At 65.1% G+C, this 22,408-nt stretch carries 32 protein-coding genes; 29 read left to right on the top strand and 3 right to left on the bottom strand.

Annotation, left to right across the window (positions count from 1 at the left end):
- The first annotated feature begins 4 nt into the window (after positions 1-4).
- From BM060_RS11505 to BM060_RS11545, 9 genes are all read left to right on the top strand, one after another.
- Positions 5-520, top strand: a complete 516-nt coding sequence (locus BM060_RS11505) for a phage major tail tube protein (RefSeq protein ID WP_074980206.1) — start codon at positions 5-7, stop codon at positions 518-520.
- Positions 521-592: 72 nt separating this feature from the next.
- Positions 593-940 (top strand): phage tail assembly protein, encoded by a 348-nt coding sequence (locus BM060_RS11510; protein WP_074980208.1) that lies wholly within the window; start codon positions 593-595, stop codon positions 938-940.
- A gap of 8 nt (positions 941-948) precedes the next feature.
- A complete protein-coding gene (locus BM060_RS11515; RefSeq protein WP_074980210.1) occupies positions 949-1,068 on the top strand; it encodes a GpE family phage tail protein in 120 nt (39 codons plus the stop codon).
- A complete protein-coding gene (locus tag BM060_RS11520) occupies positions 1,058-3,715 on the top strand; it encodes a phage tail tape measure protein (RefSeq protein ID WP_074980212.1) in 2,658 nt (885 codons plus the stop codon). Before BM060_RS11515 ends, BM060_RS11520 begins: the two co-directional genes overlap by 11 nt.
- 6 nt (positions 3,716-3,721) lie before the next feature.
- Complete coding sequence (locus tag BM060_RS11525) at positions 3,722-4,162, top strand: phage tail protein (protein ID WP_074980214.1); 441 nt, start codon at positions 3,722-3,724, stop codon at positions 4,160-4,162.
- A 5-nt stretch (positions 4,163-4,167) separates the two neighbouring features.
- A complete protein-coding gene (locus BM060_RS11530; protein WP_074980361.1) occupies positions 4,168-5,442 on the top strand; it encodes a phage late control D family protein in 1,275 nt (424 codons plus the stop codon).
- Between the two features lie 73 nt (positions 5,443-5,515).
- The gene (locus BM060_RS11535; protein WP_074980216.1) at positions 5,516-5,800 is read left to right on the top strand and encodes a type II toxin-antitoxin system HigB family toxin; all 285 of its coding nucleotides are present in this window, start codon (positions 5,516-5,518) and stop codon (positions 5,798-5,800) included.
- 8 nt (positions 5,801-5,808) lie between these two features.
- A complete protein-coding gene (locus BM060_RS11540; RefSeq protein ID WP_074980218.1) occupies positions 5,809-6,210 on the top strand; it encodes a helix-turn-helix domain-containing protein in 402 nt (133 codons plus the stop codon).
- 27 nt (positions 6,211-6,237) lie between these two features.
- Positions 6,238-7,083 carry a phage antirepressor N-terminal domain-containing protein gene (locus BM060_RS11545; protein WP_074980220.1) on the top strand — a complete coding sequence of 282 codons (846 nt, stop codon included), beginning with the start codon at positions 6,238-6,240 and terminating at the stop codon, positions 7,081-7,083.
- 37 nt (positions 7,084-7,120) lie between these two features.
- Here BM060_RS11545 and BM060_RS32930 read toward each other — a convergent pair whose 3' ends face one another.
- Complete coding sequence (locus BM060_RS32930) at positions 7,121-7,297, bottom strand: hypothetical protein (RefSeq protein ID WP_159458833.1); 177 nt, start codon at positions 7,295-7,297, stop codon at positions 7,121-7,123.
- Positions 7,298-7,470: 173 nt separating this feature from the next.
- Complete coding sequence (locus tag BM060_RS11550) at positions 7,471-7,803, bottom strand: helix-turn-helix domain-containing protein (RefSeq protein ID WP_074980222.1); 333 nt, start codon at positions 7,801-7,803, stop codon at positions 7,471-7,473.
- An 86-nt stretch (positions 7,804-7,889) separates the two neighbouring features.
- Between BM060_RS11550 and BM060_RS11555 the strand changes: the two genes are divergently transcribed.
- Positions 7,890-8,102 carry a helix-turn-helix domain-containing protein gene (locus BM060_RS11555; RefSeq protein ID WP_074980362.1) on the top strand — a complete coding sequence of 71 codons (213 nt, stop codon included), beginning with the start codon at positions 7,890-7,892 and terminating at the stop codon, positions 8,100-8,102.
- 29 nt (positions 8,103-8,131) lie between these two features.
- Positions 8,132-8,605, top strand: coding sequence for a YmfL family putative regulatory protein (locus BM060_RS11560; RefSeq protein WP_074980224.1), 474 nt, complete (start codon positions 8,132-8,134; stop codon positions 8,603-8,605).
- A 213-nt stretch (positions 8,606-8,818) separates the two neighbouring features.
- Here the strand turns inward: BM060_RS11560 and BM060_RS11565 are convergent, their stop codons facing one another.
- On the bottom strand, positions 8,819-9,037 hold the full coding sequence (locus BM060_RS11565; RefSeq protein ID WP_074980226.1) for a hypothetical protein: 219 nt from the start codon (positions 9,035-9,037) through the stop codon (positions 8,819-8,821).
- Between BM060_RS11565 and BM060_RS11570 the strand changes: the two genes are divergently transcribed.
- From BM060_RS11570 to BM060_RS11655, 18 genes are all read left to right on the top strand, one after another.
- Entirely contained in the window at positions 9,036-9,227 is a 192-nt protein-coding gene (locus BM060_RS11570) for a hypothetical protein (RefSeq protein ID WP_074980229.1), read from the top strand. The genes BM060_RS11565 and BM060_RS11570 overlap by 2 nt on opposite strands.
- A 1-nt stretch (position 9,228) precedes the next feature.
- Positions 9,229-9,534: an ogr/Delta-like zinc finger family protein gene (locus BM060_RS11575; RefSeq protein WP_074980232.1), complete on the top strand. Its 306-nt coding sequence runs from the start codon at positions 9,229-9,231 to the stop codon at positions 9,532-9,534.
- On the top strand, positions 9,531-9,833 hold the full coding sequence (locus tag BM060_RS11580) for a hypothetical protein (RefSeq protein WP_074980234.1): 303 nt from the start codon (positions 9,531-9,533) through the stop codon (positions 9,831-9,833). Before BM060_RS11575 ends, BM060_RS11580 begins: the two co-directional genes overlap by 4 nt.
- Positions 9,834-9,900: 67 nt before the next feature.
- Positions 9,901-10,134: a hypothetical protein gene (locus BM060_RS11585; RefSeq protein ID WP_074980237.1), complete on the top strand. Its 234-nt coding sequence runs from the start codon at positions 9,901-9,903 to the stop codon at positions 10,132-10,134.
- Entirely contained in the window at positions 10,131-12,854 is a 2,724-nt protein-coding gene (locus BM060_RS11590) for a toprim domain-containing protein (RefSeq protein WP_074980251.1), read from the top strand. The genes BM060_RS11585 and BM060_RS11590 overlap by 4 nt, the downstream gene beginning before the upstream one ends.
- A 46-nt stretch (positions 12,855-12,900) precedes the next feature.
- Positions 12,901-13,731 (top strand): hypothetical protein, encoded by an 831-nt coding sequence (locus tag BM060_RS11595; RefSeq protein WP_074980254.1) that lies wholly within the window; start codon positions 12,901-12,903, stop codon positions 13,729-13,731.
- A 52-nt stretch (positions 13,732-13,783) separates the two neighbouring features.
- Positions 13,784-14,515, top strand: a complete 732-nt coding sequence (locus BM060_RS11600; RefSeq protein WP_074980257.1) for a hypothetical protein — start codon at positions 13,784-13,786, stop codon at positions 14,513-14,515.
- Between the two features lie 10 nt (positions 14,516-14,525).
- On the top strand, positions 14,526-14,879 hold the full coding sequence (locus tag BM060_RS11605; RefSeq protein ID WP_245323048.1) for a DUF7673 family protein: 354 nt from the start codon (positions 14,526-14,528) through the stop codon (positions 14,877-14,879).
- A gap of 75 nt (positions 14,880-14,954) precedes the next feature.
- Entirely contained in the window at positions 14,955-15,905 is a 951-nt protein-coding gene (locus BM060_RS11610; protein ID WP_074980260.1) for a hypothetical protein, read from the top strand.
- A 62-nt stretch (positions 15,906-15,967) separates the two neighbouring features.
- The gene (locus BM060_RS11615; RefSeq protein WP_074980262.1) at positions 15,968-16,252 is read left to right on the top strand and encodes a hypothetical protein; all 285 of its coding nucleotides are present in this window, start codon (positions 15,968-15,970) and stop codon (positions 16,250-16,252) included.
- Complete coding sequence (locus BM060_RS11620; protein ID WP_074980265.1) at positions 16,245-16,448, top strand: hypothetical protein; 204 nt, start codon at positions 16,245-16,247, stop codon at positions 16,446-16,448. Before BM060_RS11615 ends, BM060_RS11620 begins: the two co-directional genes overlap by 8 nt.
- Positions 16,438-16,749 carry a hypothetical protein gene (locus BM060_RS11625; protein ID WP_074980268.1) on the top strand — a complete coding sequence of 104 codons (312 nt, stop codon included), beginning with the start codon at positions 16,438-16,440 and terminating at the stop codon, positions 16,747-16,749. The genes BM060_RS11620 and BM060_RS11625 overlap by 11 nt, the downstream gene beginning before the upstream one ends.
- On the top strand, positions 16,749-18,437 hold the full coding sequence (locus BM060_RS11630) for a DNA cytosine methyltransferase (RefSeq protein WP_074980364.1): 1,689 nt from the start codon (positions 16,749-16,751) through the stop codon (positions 18,435-18,437). Before BM060_RS11625 ends, BM060_RS11630 begins: the two co-directional genes overlap by 1 nt.
- The gene (locus BM060_RS11635; RefSeq protein WP_074980270.1) at positions 18,434-19,282 is read left to right on the top strand and encodes a DNA adenine methylase; all 849 of its coding nucleotides are present in this window, start codon (positions 18,434-18,436) and stop codon (positions 19,280-19,282) included. Before BM060_RS11630 ends, BM060_RS11635 begins: the two co-directional genes overlap by 4 nt.
- Positions 19,279-19,563: a hypothetical protein gene (locus tag BM060_RS11640; protein ID WP_074980272.1), complete on the top strand. Its 285-nt coding sequence runs from the start codon at positions 19,279-19,281 to the stop codon at positions 19,561-19,563. The genes BM060_RS11635 and BM060_RS11640 overlap by 4 nt, the downstream gene beginning before the upstream one ends.
- The gene (locus tag BM060_RS11645; protein ID WP_074980275.1) at positions 19,560-19,778 is read left to right on the top strand and encodes a DUF4224 domain-containing protein; all 219 of its coding nucleotides are present in this window, start codon (positions 19,560-19,562) and stop codon (positions 19,776-19,778) included. The genes BM060_RS11640 and BM060_RS11645 overlap by 4 nt, the downstream gene beginning before the upstream one ends.
- Positions 19,775-20,923 (top strand): site-specific integrase, encoded by a 1,149-nt coding sequence (locus BM060_RS11650; RefSeq protein WP_074980278.1) that lies wholly within the window; start codon positions 19,775-19,777, stop codon positions 20,921-20,923. Before BM060_RS11645 ends, BM060_RS11650 begins: the two co-directional genes overlap by 4 nt.
- Before the next feature lie 570 nt (positions 20,924-21,493).
- Positions 21,494-22,405, top strand: coding sequence for a glycosyltransferase family 2 protein (locus tag BM060_RS11655; RefSeq protein ID WP_245323047.1), 912 nt, complete (start codon positions 21,494-21,496; stop codon positions 22,403-22,405).
- The last annotated feature ends 3 nt before the right edge of the window (positions 22,406-22,408 follow it).

Genomic DNA, 22,408 nt, shown 5'->3' on the forward strand with positions numbered 1-22,408 from the left:
AACCATGGCCATGCCCCGCAAACTCAAGAACATGAATCTGTTCAACGACGGCAACAGCTACCTCGCCGTCGCCAAGGGCGTCACCCTGCCCAAGCTGGCCCGCAAGATGGAGGCCCACCGCGGCGGCGGCATGAACGGGCCGGTGAAGGCCGACCTGGGCATGAGCGACGACGGCCTGCAGCTGGAGTGGACCCTTGGCGGCCTGGACCTGATCGCCATCCGCCAGTTCGGCGCCACCAAGGCCGACGGCGTGATGCTGCGTTTCGCCGGCGCTTACCAGCAGGACGACTCTGCCGCCACCTCGGCGGTCGAGGTGGTGGTCCGCGGCCGGCACGAAGAGATCGACTTCGGCGAGTCCAAGCCCGGCGAGGACACCGAGCACAAGATCACCACCACCTGCAGCTACTACAAGCTGACCGTCGACGGCCAGGTGCTGGTCGAGATCGACCTGCTCAACTTCATCGAGGTCATCGACGGCGTCGACATGCTCGCCGAGCAGCGCGCCGCCCTCGGCATCTAACCCTCGGCCGGCGACGGCCAGCCCCCGCCGGCGTGCGCTCCCGCGCCGCCGGCTCTCTTCCAAGGAGCTCCCATGCAAACCCCCGAACAGCCAGCCGACAACCAAGCCGCCGACCTGCAGGACGAGGCCATCCCCGACAACGTCGTAGTCCTCGACACCCCGATCAAGCGCGGCAACACCACCATCGACCGCATCACCCTGCGCAAGCCGGCCGCCGGCGAGCTGCGCGGCCTGCACATGGCCAACCTGCTGCAGATGGACGTGGCCAGCCTGATGAAGCTGCTGCCGCGCATCAGCACCCCCGGCGTCACCGAGCCCGAGGCCGCCGCCATGGACCCGGCCGACCTGATGGCTTGCGGGGCGAAGATCAGCGGTTTTTTGCTGCAGAAGCGGGACCAGGCGGCCTTCCTGCTCGCGTAGAAGACGCCATGGCCGACCTGGCCGTGGTCTTTCACTGGGCGCCGGCCGACATGGACCGGCTGCCCGTCTCGGAACTGATGGAGTGGCGCGAACGCGCCAGGCAACGGAGCTCCAGCGATGGCGAATGACCTGCGGCTGCGCGTGCTGCTCAACGTGATCGACAAGGCCCTGGGCCCGCTGAAGAAGATCACCCAGGGCAGCGGGGAAACCGCCAAAGCCCTCAAAGCCGCGCGGGACCAACTCAAGGGACTGAACTCCCAGCAGAAGGACGTCAGCGCCTGGCGCACCCAGCGCAGTGCGCTTGAGCAGACCAGCCGAGCCATGGCGGCCAACCAGGCGAAGATCGCCGAGCTGGCCCGGGCGATGGGCGCCGCCGGCCCACCCACACGAGCCATGACCCGCGACTACCAGCGTGCCGTCCGTGAGTCCCATCGGCTGAAGCTACAGCACGACAGCCAAGCCCAGTCCGTGCAGCAGCTGCGCACCAAGCTGGCTGCCGCCGGCATCGACACCCGCAACTTCCAGGCGGGCGAGCGCGCGCTCCGAACCCAGATCACGGAGACCACCCGAGCCATCCAGCAGCGGGAGGCCCGCCTGCGCCAACTCGCAGAGCGAGAGCGGATCATTTCGAGGGCCAGGGCCAATATGGAGCGCACGCGCGGCGTGGCCGGCAAGGCTGCTATGGCCGGCGCCGGAGCATCCGCCGCGGCCTACGGCATTGGCCGAGGCCTGTACGCCCCGATTCAGGAGGGCAAGCACTTCACCCTGGAAGAAAGCAGGGTAGCGGCCTTGGGCCTTGGCGACCACGCCACCGCCGACGCCATCAAGTTCGCCAAGGCGATGAAGACCTACGGCACCAGTGCCACCGACAACCTCACCCTGGTACGCGACGCCATGACGGTGTTCGCCGACGAACACCACGCCCAGATGGTCGCGCCCATGTTGGCCAAGATGAAGTTTGCCAACGAGGCCATGTACGGCGAGGAGGATGGGAGCGAGAACGAACGCAAGTTCATGGACATGCTCAAGGTCATCGAGCTGCGCGGCGGGTTGTCCAGCGAGGAAGAGTTCCGTAAGCAGGCCAACATCGTCCAGAAGGTGCTGACCGCTACCGGGGGCCGTGTCGGTCCAAACGAGTGGCTCAACGTCATTAAGACCGGCGGGCTGGCTGCCAAGGGCCTGCAGGACGAGGCGTTCTACTACCAGCTCGAGCCGCTGGTACAGGAGATGGGTGGCAACCGCGTCGGTACAGCACTGATGAGCGCGTACCAGAACCTCTACCAGGGCCGTACGACTAAGCGCGCCGCCAATAACCTGGAGCAGCTCGGCCTGGTCGACCCGAACAAGCTCAAGTACGACAAGGCCGGCCAGATTGCCTTCCTTGACGTCGGCGCCATCAAGGGCAGTGACCTGTTCCGCTCCAACCAGTTCGAGTGGATGCAGAAAGTGCTGTTGCCGCAACTCGCGGCCAAGGGCATCACGGAGAAGGGCCAGGTGCTCGATACCATCGGTAGCATCTTCTCCAATCGCACCGCATCGAACCTCTTCTCGCAGATGTACTTGCAACAGGCGCAGATTGCCAAAAACCAGAAGCTCAACATGGGCGCCGCCGGCATCGACGAACTGTACGAGAAGGGGATGAACACTGCGCAGGGTAAGGAGCTGGAGCTGTTGGCGAAGCGTGCCGACGCTTATAAGCAGATGAGCGATACGCTGCTGCCCAGCTATGTTGCAGCCCTGCAGTGGCTCGCCGAGTCGATCAAGGACGTAACGGCCTGGATGCGTGAAAACTCGGTCGCTGCCAGCATGCTGCTCAAGATGGCCATGTGGATTGGCGGCATCACGGCGGGCTTCGGGGCGCTGGCTCTCACCCTCGCTAGCCTGATCGGGCCGTTCGCCGTCATCCGTTACGGCATGACGCTGTTCGGTATCAAGGGCGGTGTCGTTCTCTCGCTGCTGCGGAGCTTGGGCAGCGTGCTGTTAGGCCCACTGGTCGCTGGCATCCGCATGGCCAGCATCGCCCTGTGGGGGCTGGCGGCCAATCCCCTGGTACTGGCCATCGCCGCGGTGGTGGCGGTGCTCGCCGGCGCCGCCTACCTGATCTACACCAACTGGGACCAGGTCAAGGCCTACCTGCTGGGCATGTGGGCGGAGATCAAGGCCGGCTTCGACGCCGGTTTCGGCGGCATCATCACGGTGCTGGCCAACTTCAACCCCCTGGGCCTGGTCTACCGCGCCTTCGCCGAGCTGGCACGCTACCTGGGCTTCGACGTGCCGCTGCAGTTCACCGAGTTCGGCAACATGATCGTCCGCGGCCTCATCAACGGCCTGCTGGCCGGCCTCGGCCAGATCAAGTCCGCCATCAGCACCATCGGCGAAAGCACCATCGGCTGGTTCAAGGAGAAGCTCGGCATCCACTCGCCTAGCCGAGTCTTCGCCGAGCTCGGGGGCTTCACCATGGCCGGCCTGCAGCAGGGGCTGGTGGCCGGGCAGAGCGGCCCGCTGGGCGCGATCAGCGACCTGGGCAAGCGCCTGGCCGCCGCCGGCGCGCTGGTGCTGGGCGGCGCGGCGCCGGCGGTGGCCATCGACAACCGCCCGCCGATCAGCGCGGCCGTGGCGCCCGCCGTGATCCAGGGCGACACCTACAACATCACCATCCAGGCGGGCCAGGGCGCCGATACAGCAGCGCTGCGCCGCATGCTCGAGCAGATGCTCGACGAACGCGAGCGCGGCAAGGCTGCGCGGATGCGCTCGCGCCTGGGCGACAGGGAGTAACCGGCGATGATGCTCGCCCTCGGCATGTTCGTGTTCAGCCTGCACACGGCCGCCTACCAGGAAATGCAGCGCCAGACCGACTGGCGCCACCCCTCGACCAACCGCGTCGGCGCGCAGCCGGCGCGCCAGTTTCTGGGCCGCGGCGAGGACGCCATCACCCTGCCCGGGGTACTGCTGCCCGAGCTGGCCGGCACCGTGCTCAGCCTCGACGCGTTGCGCACCATGGCGGACACCGGCAAGGCCTGGTCGCTGGTGGAGGGCAGCGGCCGCGTGCTGGGCCTGTGGGTGATCGAGACGATCACCGAGACGCGCACGCTCTTCTTTCCCGACGGCGCGGCCCGGCGCATAGAGTTCAGCATTGAGCTCAAGCGCATCGACGACGGCCGCGTCGACATGATCGGCAGCGCCATCAGCTCGGCCGGCAACATCATCCGGGGGCTGCTGTGACCGATCTGCTCACCCAGGCCATTGCCCAGGCCACCACCTACGTCGGCGATGTCGCCGACCAGCTGGCGCGCAACGCCACCTACCCGGTGCCGATCTTCCGCCTCACCGTGGATGGTGTTGATATCGCGCGACTGGTCAGCCCCCGGCTGATCAGCCTGGAGCTCACCGAAAACCGCGGCATCGAGGCCGACCAGCTCAGCATCAGCCTCAGCGACCACGACGGGCTGTTGGCCATCCCACGCAAGGGCGCCTCGCTGCACCTGTGGCTCGGCTGGAGCGACACCGGGCTCGTCGACAAGGGCAGTTACACCGTCGACGAGCTGGAGCACAGCGGCGCGCCCGACGTGCTCAGCATCCGCGCTCGCAGTGCGGACCTGCGCAAGACGCTGAAGGTGAAGCGCGAGCGCAGCTGGCACGCCACCACCCTCGGCCAGGTGCTGGGCGACGTCGCACAGCGCAACCAGCTCACCTTGCGCATCGCCGACAGCCTCGCAGGCCAGGCGATCCCCCAGCTCGACCAGGCGAACGAGTCCGACGCCAACCTGATCACCCGCCTGGGCGACGACTTCGACGCGGTGGCCAGCGTGAAGGCCGGGTGCCTGGTATGCATGCCTGCCGGCGGTGGCAAGAGCGTCAGCGGCCTGGCCCTGCCACACATCACCCTGACCCGGGCGGACGGCGATGGGCACCGCTACCTGCTGGCCGACCGCGACAGCTACGACGGCGTGCGCGCCTACTACTACGACATCAACAGCGCCACGAAGAAGGAGGCCATCGCCGGCGGCGGCGACAACCTGAAGAACCTGCGGCACACCTACAGCGACCTCAAGAGTGCGCTGCGCGCCGCCAGGTCCGAGTGGCGCCGCCTCCAGCGCGGCAGCGCCACGCTCAGCTACAACCTGGCCCGCGGCCGCGCCGACCTGATCCCCGAGCTCACCTACACCCTGCGGGGCGTGAAGCCGGAGATCGACGCCATCGTCTGGTACGGCGGCAACGTCCAGCACCGGCTGAGCGCCGACGAGGGCTTCGTCACCAACCTCGAGCTGGAGAGCAAGCTGCCGCAGGACCTGGTGGAGGACCTGGCCACCGACAACCCGGGCAACTACACCGGCATCGTGGCCTTCTACCGCGAGGGCAAGACCGGCGCCGAGAAGAAGGTCACCGCGGGCGACCAGACCAGGCCGCGGCGCCTGCGGCACCTGTACGTCAGCAAGAAGAATGCGCAGCGTGCAGCGGATCGCGAATGGAAGCGGCTACAGGCGGGAGTTACTGCCGACTAAATATCGCAGTTTGCTATGTCGTCGGTATTGCCATACTATACCGAGCATAGCAATTTGCGATGAAAGGCCAGGCATGCACGTCATCACCCAAAAGCGCATCTGGGAAGCCCAGCAGAAGTGGCCCCACTCTGCCACTGCCTTGGAGGCGTGGTATCGGCTGATGCGCCGCTTGGAGCCGGGCGACTTCGCCGCGATGAAACAGGCCTTCCCCAGCGTCGACAAGGTCGGCAACAAGCATGTGTTCGACATCGGCGGCAACAAACTGCGCCTGATAGCCGTGGTCGACTACCAGTTCAAGAAAGTCTTCATCCGCGCCGTGCTCGATCACAAAGAGTACGACCGCAACCAGTGGAAGTGAGGTGGACAATGAGCGCAATCCTGAAGCAAGCGGCAGAGCATTGGCGCTTTGTCGCCCCGCTGCTGACCCCGCCGCAGACCGAGGCCGACTATGACGAACTGGTGGAGACGCTCGACGAGCTGCTCGACCAGATCGGTGACGTCGAAGGGCACCCGCTGGCCGGCCTTGCCGCACGCATCGGCGACATGATCAGCGCCTACGACGCCGAGCATTACCAGATCCCCGCTGCGCCGGGGCACGAGGTCCTGCGCTTCCTGATGCAGGAGCATGGCCTTCATCAGGACGACCTGCCCGAGGTAGGCCCGCAGTCGGTGGTGTCGGCGATCCTGGCGGGGAAGCGGCAGCTCAACGTGCGCCACATCCGTGCCCTGGCTGACCGATTCAACGTGCCGGCGGACGTGTTCTTCTGACCCCTGACTCAAGGACGGAGTGGCCTCATGAGCGCAGCGCAACAACTGATTCCGGTGCCTTTCTATGAGGACACCATTGTCCTGGTAGGGCAGGCCGAGCAGCCTTTCGTGGCGATGAAGTCGGTGGTCGAAAACATGGGGTTGGCGTGGCAGGTACAGCATCGGAAGCTGATGGAGCGTTTCGCTTCAACCATCACCGAAATGGTGACAGTTGCCGAGGATGGCAAATTGCGCAATATGACGTGCCTGCCACTTCGCAAGCTCCCGGCCTGGCTCTACTCCATCAGCCCCAACAAGGTGAAGCCCGAGCTGCGCGACAAGATCATCCGCTACCAGAACGAATGCGACGACGCCCTCTGGGACTATTGGAGCAAGGGTTCTGCTACGCGCCCAGGCGCTGCTGGCATCACCCAGCAACTCGCTGTCTCACGCCACCGCCTGGCGTTGCTCAAGGAGCTACACCGCACCCGCGACCGCACCTTGCGGGAGGCGATTCACCAGCAGCTGGACCACGCTTCACGCCTGCTCGGCTTGTCCACGCCGGAGCTGAACAGCATTGGCTGGGCCGATCCCGAAGTGCCGGACGTGCTAGCCGACTTCTGGGATGCCCTGGAACAGCTGGAGCAACAGGGTGTAAAGGTCAATCACTCCAAGAACCCGCGCCGGCTGGCCCTGCACTTGATCACGCTGGGGCGCCAGTTCAAGAAACATCAGATACCCGTCGACGTGGGGGCGGAGTTGCGGCAGGCACTCCGCCAGAGCAGAAACCCGCGCTTCGTGCATCGCCGGAATACCGCCAGTGCTATCGAAGGCAAGGGCGTCAACTGCTGGGTTTTCGAACGGATCACGGCCCCAGAGACGGCAGCCCAATAGCAAAGAGCCCCGGATTGTCCGGGGCTTCTTTTTTTCGTCAGCCTTCCAGGTCCGCCAGCTTCTCCAGTCCATCCATGAGCCTGAATAGCGCCGCCTGGTCCTGAGGCTGCAGTCGCCGGAAGCGTCGCAGCAACACGTGCTCCTGCGCGCTGAGCCGTTCAGGCTGCGGCCAATTCTCGGTCGCAGTGGGTGCAGGCAGTTTGTTGTTCTCCATGGGTGTACTCCCTCACATCCTCGGGCGCCCGATGCCACCTTGGCACCGTCCAACAGCCCTCGGGAGTACGCCATTCTCTGCACGGCGGCACGTGCCACCAGGGGAAATCCTTATCCGATGGTCTGAGCATTTCGAATCAAAGTGCCATCACCGACCAACGGCGCCGTGGTGGCCTAGTTCGATTTGTTGGCAGTGGAGGCTATGTACATCGCGAACACCATACGGTGAACCGATTCTTGATCAGACGGAGAGAGGGCCCGATAGAAACGGAGAATGTCCGCTTCCTCGGTCGTCACGGCCTCAATAGGCTGACGGACCCCGAATACGACATACAGCATGTCGAGTCCAAGTTTCGAGGCTTTCACGAAGTACTCAGCGTCGGGGCTTCGCTCGCCCTTCTCGTATGCGAGTTGGGTGTTCTTCGAGATACCACATTCCTTAGCTAGATCGGTCTGGTTCAGGCCGATCTTCAGCCGCTCTTCCTTCAGGCGTGCGCCTATGGTCATGAAAATAGGACCTCAATGCGTTGACATTCCCTATTTTTGGGACCATCATCGCCAACAAATCACACGAAATCACACGAATGTGGACTATGCCGAACGCCTACCCCACGGAGCAAGCCTGCGAGGCTGCCCGTCAGCGCATCTACGACCAGGGCCTTACGGTTCGGGAATGGGCCGATAAGAACGACCTGGGTGAAAGCACCGTCTACGCCGTGCTCAACGGTCAGAAGAAGTGCCTCCGCGGCAAGGCGCGCCGCGTCGCCATTCTGTTGGGTATCAAAGACGGCGTGATTTCACAGTAGTGGCAGTCGGTTTGGGGGAAAACCAGAAGATGAAGCGCAACATCCTAGACAGCCGCCGCAAGGTGGTGCAGGCCATCATCGGCGCCTACCCCGGGGGACGGGAGTGCGCGGCGACGCGCCTGGGCCTGGACCTGAAGAAGTTCGACAACCACGCCTACGAGTCCGCCGGCAGCAGGCCGCTGACCGACGAGCAGCTGCATGTGCTCGAGCAGGACGCCAACACCACCTACCTGCCGGAGTACTTGGCCCAGCTGTACAACGGCATGTTCGTGCCGCTGCCCGACCCCGAGTCGGTGGACAACGTGGACCTCTACAGCCGGTCCGTGCGCGCCTCGGTGAAGCGCGGCGCCGTCGACATGATCATCGAGAAGGCGCTCGAAGACGGTGTGATCGAGAGCGACGAGGCCAAGCTGATCCTCAAGGCCCACGCGGAGTACATGGCCGAGCGCCACGGCGAGGTGATGGCCGTCATCGCGGTGCACAGCGAAGGGGGCAATGCATGAAAAAGCTCCTTCTTAGATGCCCCGCCTGCAACGCTAGAGTCCGAATCCGGGTGCAAAAACGATCCCCGGGCACCCTGGGTTGGCAAACCGAGAGACCTGTAAAAGCGGAGTGCACAAACCAAGACTGCGGCTGGAACGCCCCCGGCGTGGACAAGTTCGACCAGGACCAAGGTCCTGGACTTCTGCCGAGGTTTCAACCATGAGCAGCGGCGGCTATTCCTTGCCCAGTCGGCCGCGAACTTCCTTGAGCGCGGTGACCACGTCATCGACAGCGAAGCGGATGTCCCTGGCACTGATCGCAATGCCAGTTTGCATGCCGCTGCCGGTTAGGCGCTCTGTCTCACGGCCACGCATCACCTCGACCAGTTTTTCGTGCCGGACCTGCAGGCGTTCGATCAGGTCTTCCACATCCTTTTGCGAGTGAGTTCCCATGGCAAACCTCAATGACCAAACCAGAGAAGAGCTGCTCAGCGTGCTGGACCATGCGCAGCAGCGGCTGGACACGCTACGGGAAACGGTTCGTACAGCCAAGGGGGCGCTGGCAGACAGCCACATCCGCATGGCGATCGGTGACGCCATCACGCCGCTGAACATCGCCTTCGAGATCATGGAGGAGCGCTGAGATGAGCAGCGGCGGCTACAAGTGCCTGTGCCCGGCCTGCGGGCACCCGATGCGCATCCGCAGCAGCGAGGTGCAAAGCCCCAGCGTCAAGGCGATGTACGCGCAATGCACCTACCTGCCCTGCAGCGCCTCCTTCTCCGGCTCGCTGTCCTGGGACTTCGAAATCAGCCCGTCGGGCATCGACCGCCCCCGCGTCCAACTGCCGGTGGCGCCTTCCGTGGAGCGCATGCGCGCCATGCGCGACAACCGCCTCAAGACGGACCAGCTCGACCTGCTCGACACCCTGCCCATGGAGGCCACGGCATGAGACCGCAACCGATCAACGTCAACGACTACCGGGACTTCATGCAGGCCGCCGCGCGCTCCTACCTGGAGCGCCGCAAGGACCAGTACCTCTCCGGCGACGACCACCTGTTCAACGCCTGCGTCAGCCACCTGACCAATGCCCTCGAGGTGCCGGTCTTCCTGTCGCAGTCCCTGGTACAGCGCGCCTGGAGCGACCTGTTTCCCCAGCCCAACCCTCAGCTCGAGGTCGTCTGGATCGGCTGGGACTGGGGCCTCGGCGATGCCGACCGCCTGATCGACGAACGCCCGAAACACCCCTGATCCCCCGAGCCCAGCCCCGCCTTGCGTGGGTTTGGGCGAGTTACGCCCTGAATTCGAGGTATCCGCCATGAGCGGTCAGATTTCCATCAACGTCGACATCGACACGACACAGGCCTCCAGCTACCTGGCCTGGCTGGTCAGCCAGTACGAAACCGCCATGGCGGCGTTCTGGTTCGACGACCGCTACCGCTACACCCCTCAGGGCTTCCGGGCCAAGCGCATCATCGAGGACCACCCGCACATGGTCGGCCTGGTCCGCACCATCCGCGCGCTGCGCGCCCAGCTGGGAGTCGCGGCATGAGGGACATGGACGTAGAGCTGCGCGACGAGGTGCTGCGCAAGCTGCAGGCGCAGTTCGGCCTGAAGCCGGTCAGCGGCACCAAGTACCTGCGCAAGGGCGAATGCCCATCGTGCGGGAAGAAGGAACTGTTCAGCCTGGCCGACAACCCCTGGTTCGTCCGCTGCGGCCGGGAGAGCAAGTGCGGCGAGAGCTGGCACGTCAAGGAACTCTACCCCGATCTGTTCGACGACTGGAGCAAGCGCGCGCCGGCTACCGACAAGGAGCCATCGGCCTCGGCCAAGGCCTACCTGAGCCATGCCCGCGGCTTCGACCTGGCGATGATCGAGGGGTGGTACACCCAGGAACACTACTGGGACCGTGATCTCGAGATCGGCAGCGCGACCGTGCGCTTCCCCCTGGACAAGGGGGGCTACTGGGAACGGTTGATCGATCAGCCACACCGCTTCGGCAAGAAGAAGGCCCGCTTCAAGCCCGGGGATAGCCCGCGCGGCGTCTGGTGGTGCCCGCCGTGCGTCGACCTGCTCGAGGTCGATACGTTGTGGATCGTCGAGGGCATCTTCGACGCCATCGCGCTGCTGCACCATGGCCTGGCCGCCGTGTCGGCCATGAGCTCCAACGCCTTTCCCGAGCAGTCGCTGCGCGAGCTGAAGGCCCAGCGCGGCGACAAGCTGCCGAAACTCATCTGGGCCCTGGACAACGAACCCGGCGCCCACGCCTACACCCGTCGCTGGGTGAAGCAGGCCCGCGAACTGGGCTACGTGTGCGAGGCGGCGCAGATACCCCAGCGCGGCAACCGCAAGACCGACTGGAACGACCTGCACCAGCGCTGGCTGTTCATCGACGACAAGGCCGCCCGTCACGACCAGTTCGAGAAGGACATCAAGACGGCCCGCCACGAGGGGGCGCTGCTGATCGCCGAGAGCGCGGCCGAGAAGGCGCTGCTGATGTACGACTGGCACAAGCGCGGCGAATTCCACTTCCGTTTCGGCAACCGCCTGTACTGGTTCAAGCTGGACATCGAGAAGTTCAACAAGGCCATGCAGAACCTCGAGAGCAGCGAGGACCACGACGAGCAGCTGCTCAACCAGAAGGAAATGCGCGACAAGGCCCTGCAGCAGTCCGGCGGCGTGGTGGAAATCGCCAACTGCTTCCCCCAGGCCCTGTACTTCCAGCGCAACGAGGTGACCGACGAGAGCTGGTACTACTTCCGCATCGACCGCCCCGACGACGAGAGCGTGAAGAACACCTTCACCAGCGCTCAGGTGGCGGCGGCCAGCGAGTTCAAGAAGCGCCTGCTGGGCGTGGCTGCCGGTGCCATCTTCACCGGCAGCGGGGCCCAGCTGGACCAGATCATGAAGCTCCAGCTGACCGGCCTGAAGACGGTGGCCACCATCGACTTCCTGGGCTACAGCAAGGAGCACCAGTGCTACGTCCTGGGCGACGTCGCGGTGCGTGGCGGCATGCTGGAGAAGGCCAACGCCGAGGACTTTTTCGAGTTCCAGAAGCTGCGCCTGAAGACCCTGCAGCGCTCCATCAAGCTGCAGATCGCCATGGACGACAAGGGCTACCGCCCGCAGTGGCTCGACTGGCTGTGGATATGCTTCGGCGCCAAGGGCCTGGTCGCGCTGGCCTTCTGGTTCGGCTCGCTGTTCGCCGAGCAGATTCGCGCCGAGTTCCAGAGCTTCCCGTTCCTCGAGGCCACCGGCGAGGCCGGCGCCGGCAAGTCCACGCTGATCACCTTCCTCTGGAAGTTGCTCGGCCGGCCGGATGAAGAGGGCCAGGACCCGTCGAAGATGACCAAGGCGGGCCTGCGCCGCTGGCTGACCCAGCTGTCGAACATGCCCATGGTCATGCTCGAGGCCGACCGCAGCGACAACAGCCGCGCCGGCGGCGCCGCCAAGTCCTTCGACTGGGACGAGTTCAAGCCGCTGTTCAACGGCCGCGCCCTGGGCGTGACCGGCCAGAAGACCGCCGGCAACGAGACCTACGAGCCGCCCTTCCGCGGCGTCCTGGTGATGAGCCAGAACGCCACGGTGCAGGCCTCCGAAGCGATCATGACCCGTATCGTGAAGCTGCACTTCGTGCGCCCGGAGATCACCCGCGAGAGCCAGGCCGCGGCCGACAACCTCAACCACCTGGGCGTGCTCGAGGTCAGCCATTTCCTGCTGATGGCCGTCCGCGCCGAAGACCAGGTGCTGGAGTGTTTCCGCGCGCGGCTGAAGGTCCACACCGCCAGCCTGCGCAAGCTGAAGCAGATTCGCATCGAGCGCCTGATCCTGAACCACGCCATGTTGATGGCCCTGGTGGATGCCCTGCGCCTGGTGGTGCCGCTCACCGACGAGCAGCACGGCGCCGCCCAGCAGCAGCTGATGACCATGGCCCTGGAGCGCCAGGCCGCGGTGAACGCCGACGCGCCGGAGGTGGCGGAATTCTGGGAGGTCTACGAGTACCTCGAGAACACCCAGGACGGCCCGGTGCTGAACCACAGCAAGAACCCGGAAACCATCGCCATCAACCTCAACGAGTTCGTGAAGCTGGCCGCCGAGCACCGCCAGAAGGTGGCCGACGCCTCGATTCTGCGCGACCTGCTGAAGGAGTCCCGCCGGCACAAGTTCCTCAGCTACAAGGCCGTCGACAGCGCCGTGCGCGCCGCCCAGGCCCACAACAACAGCATGTTTTCCAAGCCCAGCACGGTGAAGTGCTGGATTTTCGAAGCCTGACCGGCGCGGCAACGCCGGCAACCACCACCCCGAAAGGAGACACACCATGCAGAAGCAAACCCCGAAATGGCTTGACCTGTTCCTCACCGCCTTTGGCGCCCCTGGTCTGGTAGCGCTGGCCTGGTGGGCCGGTGCATTCCACGCGCAACGCATCCGCGAGCTGCAGTTCACCTATCCCATCCTGAACATCACCGGCAACGCCGGCGTCGGGAAGTCCACCCTGGTGGCCAACCTGTGGAAGCTCGTCGGCTCCAGCGATGCGGAGAATCGCAACCTGAGCACCTGCAGCATGGGTGCGCTGCTGGCCATCCTGGCCCGCGCAATCAACCGCCCTGTCGTGCTGGAGGAAGATGGCTTCGGCCATGACGGCTACGACTGGAAAGCCCTGAGCGATTGCTACTTCGGCGGCACCATCGCGCAGCGAGGCAGTAACCCTGCCGCCGCAGGGGTTCGGTTCCAGGGTGCCCTTGCCTTCGTCGGGAGCGAGCTCGAAACCATCAACAGCCGCATCGTCAACATCCACCTCCAGCGGACGCCGCGCACCGCAGACAAAAACCAGGCCATCCAGGCCCTGTACGACCTGCATATCAGCGACTTCAGCGAGTTCCTGGCCAAGGTGCAGAAGAACCGCGAGCAGTTGATGTACCGCCTCGGCCACGTTGGTGCCTACGTCGAAAGCCTGCAGGTCGAAACCGATGACCGCCTCTCTCCCAACGCCGCCCGCAACCACGCCCAGCTCCGCGTCCTGGTCGATCTGCTGGCCGACCTCTTCCCCATGGCCGATGACCGCAACGCCCAGCACGACGCTCACTGCCTGATCATCGATATGGCCTGGAGCCACGTCCCCATGGCCACGGCGGCCCCCACCCACTACTAACCCCCACGCCCCGGCGCGGCAACGCCGGGGAAACCCTGAAAGGAGACACACCATGCAGAAGCACTTTTCCATCACCCAGGCCATGCGCGAGCAGGTCGCCGATCAGCTCACCATCCAGGCGGTAGCCAAGCACGGCCCGCGCATCGCCGCCGACCTGGCAGCGCTGAATGAACAGTTCTGGGCCAAGCACCAGGCCAAGGTCGAGGCGCTGCCCGGCCTGGATAAGAAACACTGGGGCGAACTGATCGCCGCCGGCGCCCTGGCCGCTGTCATCAAATCCGACGTTCACTACATGAAGCCGCGCGAGAATCGGGAGCCGACCAGTAGCCCGATCTACTTGGTCTATCACGACTTCAAGGACGACAAGCGCAACGCTCTGGTGCTGAAGATCATCAACTCGCCAGCCTACGAAGGGGTGGCGCGCTTCTCCTACAAGGGAGCCAACCATGATCGGCACTGGACGATCAGGCTATCCAGCCCCAATGGTTCCCTGCCTCGCCTGAACGGCATGGACACCATCACCGACCCGGCACAGGAGACCCTGGCGCTGCTGTGCGCCCAAGAGCTGCAGCAGGTGATGGCAGGGGCTGAGACCTTCCGCAGTGCGGCCATGGGCGTGCTGCTCGCCTGTCGCACCTCCCGCCAGGTGGAAGACCTGTTCCCCGAAGCGGCCAAGCTGCTCCCGCAACCGGTGAAACAGGAACGCGCGCTGGCTCCCACCGAGCTAGCGGCGAACGTCCGCGGGATGCTCAACGCCGGCGTGCCGCCGGTCGTGGCGGTGTGAGGTGGCGCAGATGAACGCAATGCAACTTTGGCAGGAAGCCCTCGCCCGTATGGCCGCAGAAGAAGCCGAGCGCCCAGCGATTCGCGCCGCTGGAATTGAAGCGCTGCAGCGCCTGCTGCCTGTAGCTCAACGGGGTACTGGGCAGAGCCGAATCGTCGGCCGTTTTCTGCTGAGCCTCTACAACGGCCAGGCGTTCCCCTTCTCCCTCACCGATCTGCGCGGCCTGGACACCCAGCTGTGGGAGGACTGCCTCGCACTGCTGCGGTTGGATCGACGGCCCGAAATCGAGGTGCATCAGTACGTCGAGAACGGCGAGGCCATCTGGTCGGACCTGAAAAGGGCTTGGGCACAAGAGCCCAACTGACCTCACCCCATAGGTAAGAAGGCCCGGGCGAGCGGCAACTCGCCCGGCCCATACCACCCCGAAAGGAGACGCACCATGCACCACGTGCAACCACACCATCGCTGGGCGTTGCTGGCAATGGTCGCCGCGCTGGCAGGCGTGACGGCCACCTCGGTGGCCCTGGCCATCGCCGCGCTGATCGAGACCCCGCTGCTGGCCGTCCTGTTCGCCTCGGCGGCGGTAGTGCTGGACCTGTTCAAGTACATCGCCTGGCCGCTGGCCCTCGGCCTGCTGGCAGCGCACCGAACCCTGTGCGCGCTGCTGATGATGGCGTGCGCCATGGCGCTGGGCGGCGTGTCCGGCTGGGCCAGCTACGACCGCCTGATGACCTCGATCGTCACCAGCCGCGCCGAGCACCAGGCACGCGAAGAACAACGCCGGGGCGACCTAGTGGAGCAACGCAACGCCGACGCCGCCCGCATCCAGCAGCTCGACGCCGACGCTGTCGCCATTCACCAGGAAGCCAACGCCCTGCGCGAACGGGGAATGGTCAGCCGCGCCCTGGAGCTGGAAACCGCCGGCATCGCTCGCATCGACGCTGAACGTGACCGCGCCCAGGTACGCCGAGACCTCGCCTCGCAGGAACTCACCGCCCTGATCGCCCAGCCGGCCAAGGCCGCAGGCCTTCCCCTGCAGTTGGCCACCCTGCTGTGCGTCGGCTTCGCCGCTGCGCTGGAAGTGGTGCCCGCCCTGATCCTCTCCGCCCTACGCCCTGCGCCCGTCGAGGAACGCGGCCCGATAACGGTAACCGAGCACCAGAAACAGCCCGAGGAACGCCACCAGGAACAGCCGGAAACGGCAACAGATCAGGACTTGCCGCAACTGCTCCAGCAACTCATCGCCGGAACGGAGAGCGGCGCCAAGGTAGCTGTGCGGCAGGTGGCGAAGGAACTGCGGATCGGCAGCAACAAGGCCACCAAGCTGATGCAGCAGGCCGCCGAGATAGGCGCCCTGCACAAGACTGCCAGCGGATACGTCGCGGCATAAAAGAGAAGGCCCCGGTGAGCGGCAACTCACCAGGGCCATACCACCCCGAAAGGAGACACACCATGCAAGCACATCAACCCCAAGGCGGCGGCGCCAAGGCTAGCACACCTGACTATAAGGTCGGCGATCGCGTCAGCTTCCCGGTCATTCGCAGAGCAGGTAGCGGCTTCCGCATCAGCATCCGCGAGGCCTGCATCGCCGAGCTGGGCGGGCTCACCGCCACCGTCAGGTACGGCAATGGCCGCACCGACATCATCCGCTTGGATGACCTCACCCCCGCGGGCCAACCCAACGCCCTGACTCGCGCGCTGCTCGGCGACCAGGTGGAGGGCAAGGCCAATGACTGACCGCATCCGCCCCCCGATGGCCAGCAAACGCCTGGACGTACCCAGCATCTGCGACATCTGCGGCAAGGCCCGCTCGACCCGCAAGCACCAGCGCTGCAGCCGCATTCGCCAGCAGCAGAAGGCTACCGAATGGGCCACCTACATGGAGAACCTCGCCGCCAAGAAAGCCCAGGGAGGATGCCGCCATGCACGTTAAGCAGATCGACGTCAGCCGTCCGCTCGACGAAGTGCTGGCGGAGCTTAAGACCAGCCTGGATGGAAACCTCCGCGACCGACTTGAACTGGATGCTCGACGCCTCACGTACATGGGCTTGCTCCACCGGCTGGTGAACTTCGCCGGCAGTGAAGCCAACGCCCCCACTGTACTGCTCGTGAATTGCACGGATATCACCCTCAAGCAGCTACGCCGCATCCGCCGCAACCAGGGCAAGGCGCTGGAGTACCTCACCGTCTACACAATCCCGGCACTCAGCGATGGCTCGGAGGTGTCGGCATGATGCTCAAGCGCACCCTCTACCATTTCCACTTCTGCTGCGGCCTGGGCGGCGGCGCCAAGGGCTTCAATAGGGCACGCCCGCGCGTGGGCAACGTCGAAGCTCAGTGGGAATGCCTGGGCGGCATCGACGTCGACCCTTCCGGCCTGGCTGACTTCTCACGCCTGGCCGGCGTGCCTGGCACCCTGCTCGATCTGTTCACCCGCGACCAGTACATCGACTTTCACGGAAAGGAACCGCCGCCTGGCTGGCGTGAGGCCACCCCCGAGGATGTGCGCCGCGCCGCCCAGGGCAAGCGCCCGGACGCGGTGTTCATCTCCAGCCCCTGCAAGGGGGCCTCCGGCCTGCTGTCCGAGAAGTTGAGCCTCACCCCGAAATACCAGGCACTCAACGAATTGACTCTGCGCTGCATCTGGCTGATGGGCGAGGCCTGGGCCGATGACCCGGTGCCGCTGATCGTCTTCGAGAACGTGCCGCGTCTGGCAACTCGCGGCCGCCACCTGCTCGACCAGATCAACAGCCTGCTCAGCCACTACGGCTACGCCGTGGCCGAGACCACTCACGACTGCGGCGAGCTGGGCGGCCTGGCCCAGTCGCGCAAGCGCTTCCTGCTGGTCGCCCGCCACGTCGAGAAGGTGCCGCCGTTCCTGTACGAGCCAGAGAAGAAGAGCCTGCGCGCCGTGGGCGACATCCTCGGTCGCATGCCGCTGCCCGGCGACATCGAAGCCGCGGGCCCGATGCACCGCGTTCCGTCGCTGCAGTGGCGGACCTGGGTGCGCCTGGCCCTGGTGCGCGCCGGCAGCGACTGGCGCAGCCTCAACGAACTGGCGATTGAAGACGGCCACCTGCGCGACCTGGTGATCGTGCCGGAGTACCGGTCCGGCTACATGGGCGTGCATGGGTGGGACGACACCGCCGGCACCATCGCCGGCCGCTCCGGCCCCACCAATGGAGCGTTCTCGGTCGCCGATCCGCGCTACCGCCAGGCTTCGAACTGGAACCACGGCCAGCAGTTCGGCGTGATCCGCTGGGCCGAGTCCTCGCCGACGATCCCCGGGCAGACCATGCCGGGCCAAGGCACCTTCAGCGTCGCTGATCCTCGCCCCAACTGGGAGAAACGCCACAGCAGCAACTATCGGGTGATCCGCTACGACCAGACCGCAGGAACCATCATCGCCGGCGGCAAGGGTGTCCAGGGCGGCCAGCAGTCAGTGGCCGACCCGCGCATCCTGCACCGCGGCAAGGGCGACAACTACTTGACCGGCGGCCACTACGGGGTGATCGGATTCGACCAGCACTCCGGCGCCATCGCGGCCAGCTCCCGCTATGACAGCGGCCGATTCAGCGTCGCTGACCCGCGCATCCCTGCAGCAGATGAGCGCCTGACCTGCATCATCCGCAGCCTCGACGGCACCTGGCACCGCCCCTTCACCACGCTGGAAAAGGCCGCCCTGCAGAGCCTGGTCGAGCCCGAGGAATACCTGGTGCTCGACGGCCTAAGCGACAAGGACTGGAGCGAGCGCATCGGCAACGCCGTGCCGCCGCACGCCGCGGAAGCCATTGCCGATGTCATGGGAACCACCCTGCTGCTGGCCGAGCAGGGCGAGACCTTCATGCTCAACAACACCCCCATCTGGGTGCGCAATGTCGCCGTGGCGCTGAGCGTTGCTCAGCCGGAGGTGCAGCCTTGAGCGTACAGCGCCCGATTGTTCGCTACCACGGAGGGAAGTGGATGCTTGCCCCGTGGATCATCCGGCACATGGCCGACCATCACACCTACATCGAGCCATTCGGAGGTGGTGGCTCGGTACTGCTCCGCAAGGAGCGCGCCTACGCCGAGGTCTACAACGACCTCGACGGCGACATGGTGAACCTGTTCCGCGTGGCCCGGGATCATGGTGGCGAACTGCGCCAGGTCCTGGCGCTGACGCCTTTTGCGCGCGAGGAGTTCGAGGCCAGCTATGGCAACGCCACGGACCCACTCGAGCGAGCCAGGCGCACGGTCGTTCGGTCACTTCAGGGGTTCGGGAGCGCGGCAGCTAGCGGCGAACGCACGGGCTTCCGTGCTTCCTCCAGCCGCAGCGGCACCTCGCCAGCTATCGACTGGCGCAACTACTCTGAGGCCCTGCCGGCCATTACCGAGCGGCTCCAGGGCGTAGTGATCGAGAATCGAGACGCCATGGACATCATGGCGCACCATGACCGGCCGTCGACTCTGCACTACGTGGATCCGCCATACGTGCACTCCACGCGCAGCACCAAGGTGCGCCACAACGACACCGGGAAGAGCTACCGGCATGAACTGAGCGACACTCAGCACCGAGACCTGGCCGGATTCCTCCATCAACTGGAAGGGATGGTGCTGCTGTCTGGATACCCGTGCCCGCTCTACGACGAACTCTACGCCGACTGGCATTGTGTCGAGCGAAATGCCCACGCCGATGGCGCACGTGATCGCGTCGAGTGCCTGTGGCTGAACCGTCCTGCCTATCGGGGACTGGCTCAACTGGACATCTTCAGGGAGCCAGCAGCATGAGCCACGTCTTCCACTCACCCCGCCGCGGAGGCAAGCGGCTGCTGCCCCTGTTCGAATACGCGGCCCGGTTTGGCTGGAAGATCAGCCGGACCAACGGCGGCCACCTGCGGCTGACGAAGCCTGGGCGGCCCATCATCCACACCAGCAGCACGCCGAGCGACTGGCGTGCCGTGCGCAACGCCCTGGCCATGCTGGCCAGGGCAGACCGTCACGACGTCATCGAGGACCAGAAGCACCCCGAGGTTCTTCTAGTCCACCTCACGGGAGGGGCCACGTTATGATCAGCCAACAGCCGCCGGGCACCGTCCTGACCTTCGAAGACCTGCAGCGGCTGACCGGTTACACGCGCCGATCCGGCGTTGAGAAAGCCCTGCGCAAGCAGGGCATCCGCTGGTTCTGGGGACGGCACGGCCCCTGGACCACCATCGACCTGGTCAACCAGGCCGGCGGCGTATCGCCGGCCAGCCCCGAGAAGTACGACAGCGAGATCATATGAGGCGGTCCCGTAAGCGGAAGCACAATCCGAACATCCCCCCGCACATCGATCAGGCCGCCCTCCCGGCGGCCGTTTTCTATGATCACCGTGGTAACGGTGTCTGGTACACGTCGAACCGCGACGAGGTCGGGCGGCAGCGCCGCCAGAACATCGCCACCAGCACCGCCACCCTCTCCGAACTGCACCGTATCATGGAAGAGCGCGAAGGCTTCGACCGTGAAAGCCTCAACTACCTGTGCCAGCAGTATCACGACAGCATCAAGTTCAAGAAGCTGAGTCCCAAGTCGCAGAAGGACTACTGCTACTCGCGCGACGTGCTGCTCAGCATGCCCACCAAGCTGAAGAAGCCCCTGGGCGAGCTGGCGGTTCGGAAGTTCTCCCCCGCTCTGGTGCAACGGATCGTCGACAGCATCGCCGACCAGGGCACCCCGTCGAAGGCGGCTCACGCCCTCCGCTACCTCCGGCTTGTGTTGCAGTGGGGGCGCAACCGCGGCTACCTGGACAGCAACCCGGCGCTGGGCATTGAGGCGCCCGCCGAGCGGAAGCTACGACGGCTGCCGTCCCCGGCGGTGATGCAACGCCTCATCGACCGAGCCCGCGCACTGGGGCAGCTGACGCGCGGCCAGGCCGGCGCCGTCCCTCGCCACCTCAGCTACGTGATGGAAATCGCCTATCTCTGCCGACTGCGCGGCATCGAGGTTGTCACCCTGACCGACGCCAACGAGACGCCGGCCGGCGTGCTGACCAATCGTCGGAAGGGCAGCCGCGACAACATCGTGCGCTGGACGCCACGCCTACGCGCCGCCTGGGAAGCCGCCAAGAAGCGCCGGAGCGAGATTTGGCAGGCGCGCGGAACAGCCATACCGATCCACCCCGAGCAGCGCTTCATCATCACCGCCGAGCACGGCGGCGCGCTGGGCAAGTCGGGTCTGGACACGGCCTGGCAACGGTTCATCACCAGGTCGATCGAGGCGGGCGTCATCCTGCCCGAGCAGCGCTTCGGCCTGCACGACCTGAAACGCCGCGGCATCACCGACACACCAGGCACGCGCGCCGACAAGCAGGAAGCCAGCGGCCACCGCGACGAGTCCATGCTCGACATCTACGACCTCAGCGTACCGACGGTCGACCCCTCCGCAATCTGACCCACCACCACCCTGCGTAACAGCGCGGCCGGGCTCCCCATGGAGCCTGGCCGCCAGCGCATGCCTTACGTAACAAGGAATCGGCTAAGTGCTTGTCCAGCAACTAGAAAGCAGCTTCCTTGTAATCAGTAGGTCCCGGGTTCGACTCCTGGTGCCGGCACCATCTTTCTCAAGACGACTTGGGCTCACCTTCGGGTGGGCCCAAGTCGTTCTTGCCGCAAGGAAAAGCTCTATCTCCGAGGTTGTACCGGCGAAGAAACTTTTTGCCTTGAGTGGAATCTAATTACGCCTTATAGATGCCGCTGAGTTTCGGGTCCTTTCAGGTCCATCCGCCGTCCAGCAGCCTAGAATAGCCAGAGTGTGTTTACGGGTTTACTCCCCAGGTCCGATGCATATAATTGCCGCCTTTTCCACCAGATCGCCCAGATCGGCAGCTGTCCAACACCTGCCGGCACCCCATGGATGGCGGATTCGCAAGAACCGGATGGATTCGCCGGAGGCCCTGTGTTGACTTCTTCGCCCTCTGCATCACCCCCAAAGGGGCAGAGCTCGCCTTCCGCGTCCGAGCGGGTGGCCATCCTGCTGTCGACGTACAACGGCGAACGCTTTCTCGCCGAACAGCTCGACTCCCTGATCGCCCAGACCCACAAGGACTGGACGATCTATGCCTCCGACGATGGTTCCAGCGATGCGACATTGGACATCCTGGCGAAGTACCGTGCGCAGCTTGGCGATGACCGCCTCGTCATTGTGCAGGGCCCCCGCCAGGGGTTCGCGGCGAACTTCCTGAGCCTGCTGGCCCGGGAAGAAATCCAGGCCCCTTATTTCGCTTTCTGCGACCAGGATGACCTCTGGATCCCCGAGCGACTCGCGATGGGGCTGGATTGGATGCGCGGCCTTCCCGCCGATCGCCCGGCGCTTTTCTGCTCCAGGACGCAGCTTATCGACAGCGGTGGCAAGCCCATTGGGCTGTCGCCCCTGTTCCTGCGCCCACCGACTTTCGAAAACGCCCTGGTGCAAAGCATCGCGGGTGGCAACACCATGCTGTTCAATGCATCGACCCGAGAGTTGTTGCGACAGACGCCGAAGGGCGAACACATCATTTCCCACGACTGGTGGACCTACCTGCTGGTGACCGGCTGTGGTGGCCATGTGTCCTATGATCCACGGCCGACGGTCGATTATCGTCAGCATGGCCGAAACCTTGTCGGTTCCAACGCAAGCCTTCAGGAGCGTGCAGTGCGGGTATGCAAGATGTTCAAGGGCACCTTCCGTGAATGGATGGATGCCAATCTGCACGCCTTGACGGTTTTCCGCCCCTACCTCACTCCTGACCATCAGCTCACCCTGCAGCTGTTCGAGCAGGCTCGAGCGTCGGCGCTTCCCAAGCGCCTGCAACTGATTCGAAAATCCGGCGTCCACAGGCAGTCTCCGCTAGGCACTCTGGGGCTGACCGCCGCCGCCATCCTCCATAGGATTTAACGC

The organism is Pseudomonas citronellolis, assembly GCF_900112375.1.
GTDB classification, from domain to species: Bacteria; Pseudomonadota; Gammaproteobacteria; order Pseudomonadales; family Pseudomonadaceae; genus Pseudomonas; species Pseudomonas citronellolis.

Bases quoted from the DNA above. Each gene is read 5' to 3' on its own strand.
- BM060_RS11510 (WP_074980208.1), top strand. From the start codon at position 593: ATGCAAACCCCCGAACAGCCAGCCGACAACCAAGCCGCCGACCTGCAG.
- BM060_RS11590 (WP_074980251.1), top strand. From the start codon at position 10,131: ATGAGGGACATGGACGTAGAGCTGCGCGACGAGGTGCTGCGCAAGCTG.
- BM060_RS11625 (WP_074980268.1), top strand. From the start codon at position 16,438: ATGCACGTTAAGCAGATCGACGTCAGCCGTCCGCTCGACGAAGTGCTG.
- BM060_RS11600 (WP_074980257.1), top strand. From the start codon at position 13,784: ATGCAGAAGCACTTTTCCATCACCCAGGCCATGCGCGAGCAGGTCGCC.
- BM060_RS11515 (WP_074980210.1), top strand. From the start codon at position 949: ATGGCCGACCTGGCCGTGGTCTTTCACTGGGCGCCGGCCGACATGGAC.
- BM060_RS11605 (WP_245323048.1), top strand. From the start codon at position 14,526: ATGAACGCAATGCAACTTTGGCAGGAAGCCCTCGCCCGTATGGCCGCA.
- BM060_RS11550 (WP_074980222.1), bottom strand. From the start codon at position 7,803: ATGACCATAGGCGCACGCCTGAAGGAAGAGCGGCTGAAGATCGGCCTG.
- BM060_RS11560 (WP_074980224.1), top strand. From the start codon at position 8,132: ATGAAGCGCAACATCCTAGACAGCCGCCGCAAGGTGGTGCAGGCCATC.
- BM060_RS11555 (WP_074980362.1), top strand. From the start codon at position 7,890: ATGCCGAACGCCTACCCCACGGAGCAAGCCTGCGAGGCTGCCCGTCAG.
- BM060_RS11505 (WP_074980206.1), top strand. From the start codon at position 5: ATGGCCATGCCCCGCAAACTCAAGAACATGAATCTGTTCAACGACGGC.
- BM060_RS11580 (WP_074980234.1), top strand. From the start codon at position 9,531: ATGAGACCGCAACCGATCAACGTCAACGACTACCGGGACTTCATGCAG.
- BM060_RS11525 (WP_074980214.1), top strand. From the start codon at position 3,722: ATGATGCTCGCCCTCGGCATGTTCGTGTTCAGCCTGCACACGGCCGCC.
- BM060_RS11620 (WP_074980265.1), top strand. From the start codon at position 16,245: ATGACTGACCGCATCCGCCCCCCGATGGCCAGCAAACGCCTGGACGTA.
- BM060_RS11630 (WP_074980364.1), top strand. From the start codon at position 16,749: ATGCTCAAGCGCACCCTCTACCATTTCCACTTCTGCTGCGGCCTGGGC.
- BM060_RS11650 (WP_074980278.1), top strand. From the start codon at position 19,775: ATGAGGCGGTCCCGTAAGCGGAAGCACAATCCGAACATCCCCCCGCAC.
- BM060_RS11565 (WP_074980226.1), bottom strand. From the start codon at position 9,037: ATGGGAACTCACTCGCAAAAGGATGTGGAAGACCTGATCGAACGCCTG.
- BM060_RS11585 (WP_074980237.1), top strand. From the start codon at position 9,901: ATGAGCGGTCAGATTTCCATCAACGTCGACATCGACACGACACAGGCC.
- BM060_RS11645 (WP_074980275.1), top strand. From the start codon at position 19,560: ATGATCAGCCAACAGCCGCCGGGCACCGTCCTGACCTTCGAAGACCTG.
- BM060_RS32930 (WP_159458833.1), bottom strand. From the start codon at position 7,297: ATGGAGAACAACAAACTGCCTGCACCCACTGCGACCGAGAATTGGCCG.
- BM060_RS11640 (WP_074980272.1), top strand. From the start codon at position 19,279: ATGAGCCACGTCTTCCACTCACCCCGCCGCGGAGGCAAGCGGCTGCTG.
- BM060_RS11615 (WP_074980262.1), top strand. From the start codon at position 15,968: ATGCAAGCACATCAACCCCAAGGCGGCGGCGCCAAGGCTAGCACACCT.
- BM060_RS11535 (WP_074980216.1), top strand. From the start codon at position 5,516: ATGCACGTCATCACCCAAAAGCGCATCTGGGAAGCCCAGCAGAAGTGG.
- BM060_RS11575 (WP_074980232.1), top strand. From the start codon at position 9,229: ATGAGCAGCGGCGGCTACAAGTGCCTGTGCCCGGCCTGCGGGCACCCG.
- BM060_RS11610 (WP_074980260.1), top strand. From the start codon at position 14,955: ATGCACCACGTGCAACCACACCATCGCTGGGCGTTGCTGGCAATGGTC.
- BM060_RS11595 (WP_074980254.1), top strand. From the start codon at position 12,901: ATGCAGAAGCAAACCCCGAAATGGCTTGACCTGTTCCTCACCGCCTTT.
- BM060_RS11540 (WP_074980218.1), top strand. From the start codon at position 5,809: ATGAGCGCAATCCTGAAGCAAGCGGCAGAGCATTGGCGCTTTGTCGCC.
- BM060_RS11570 (WP_074980229.1), top strand. From the start codon at position 9,036: ATGGCAAACCTCAATGACCAAACCAGAGAAGAGCTGCTCAGCGTGCTG.
- BM060_RS11520 (WP_074980212.1), top strand. From the start codon at position 1,058: ATGGCGAATGACCTGCGGCTGCGCGTGCTGCTCAACGTGATCGACAAG.
- BM060_RS11545 (WP_074980220.1), top strand. From the start codon at position 6,238: ATGAGCGCAGCGCAACAACTGATTCCGGTGCCTTTCTATGAGGACACC.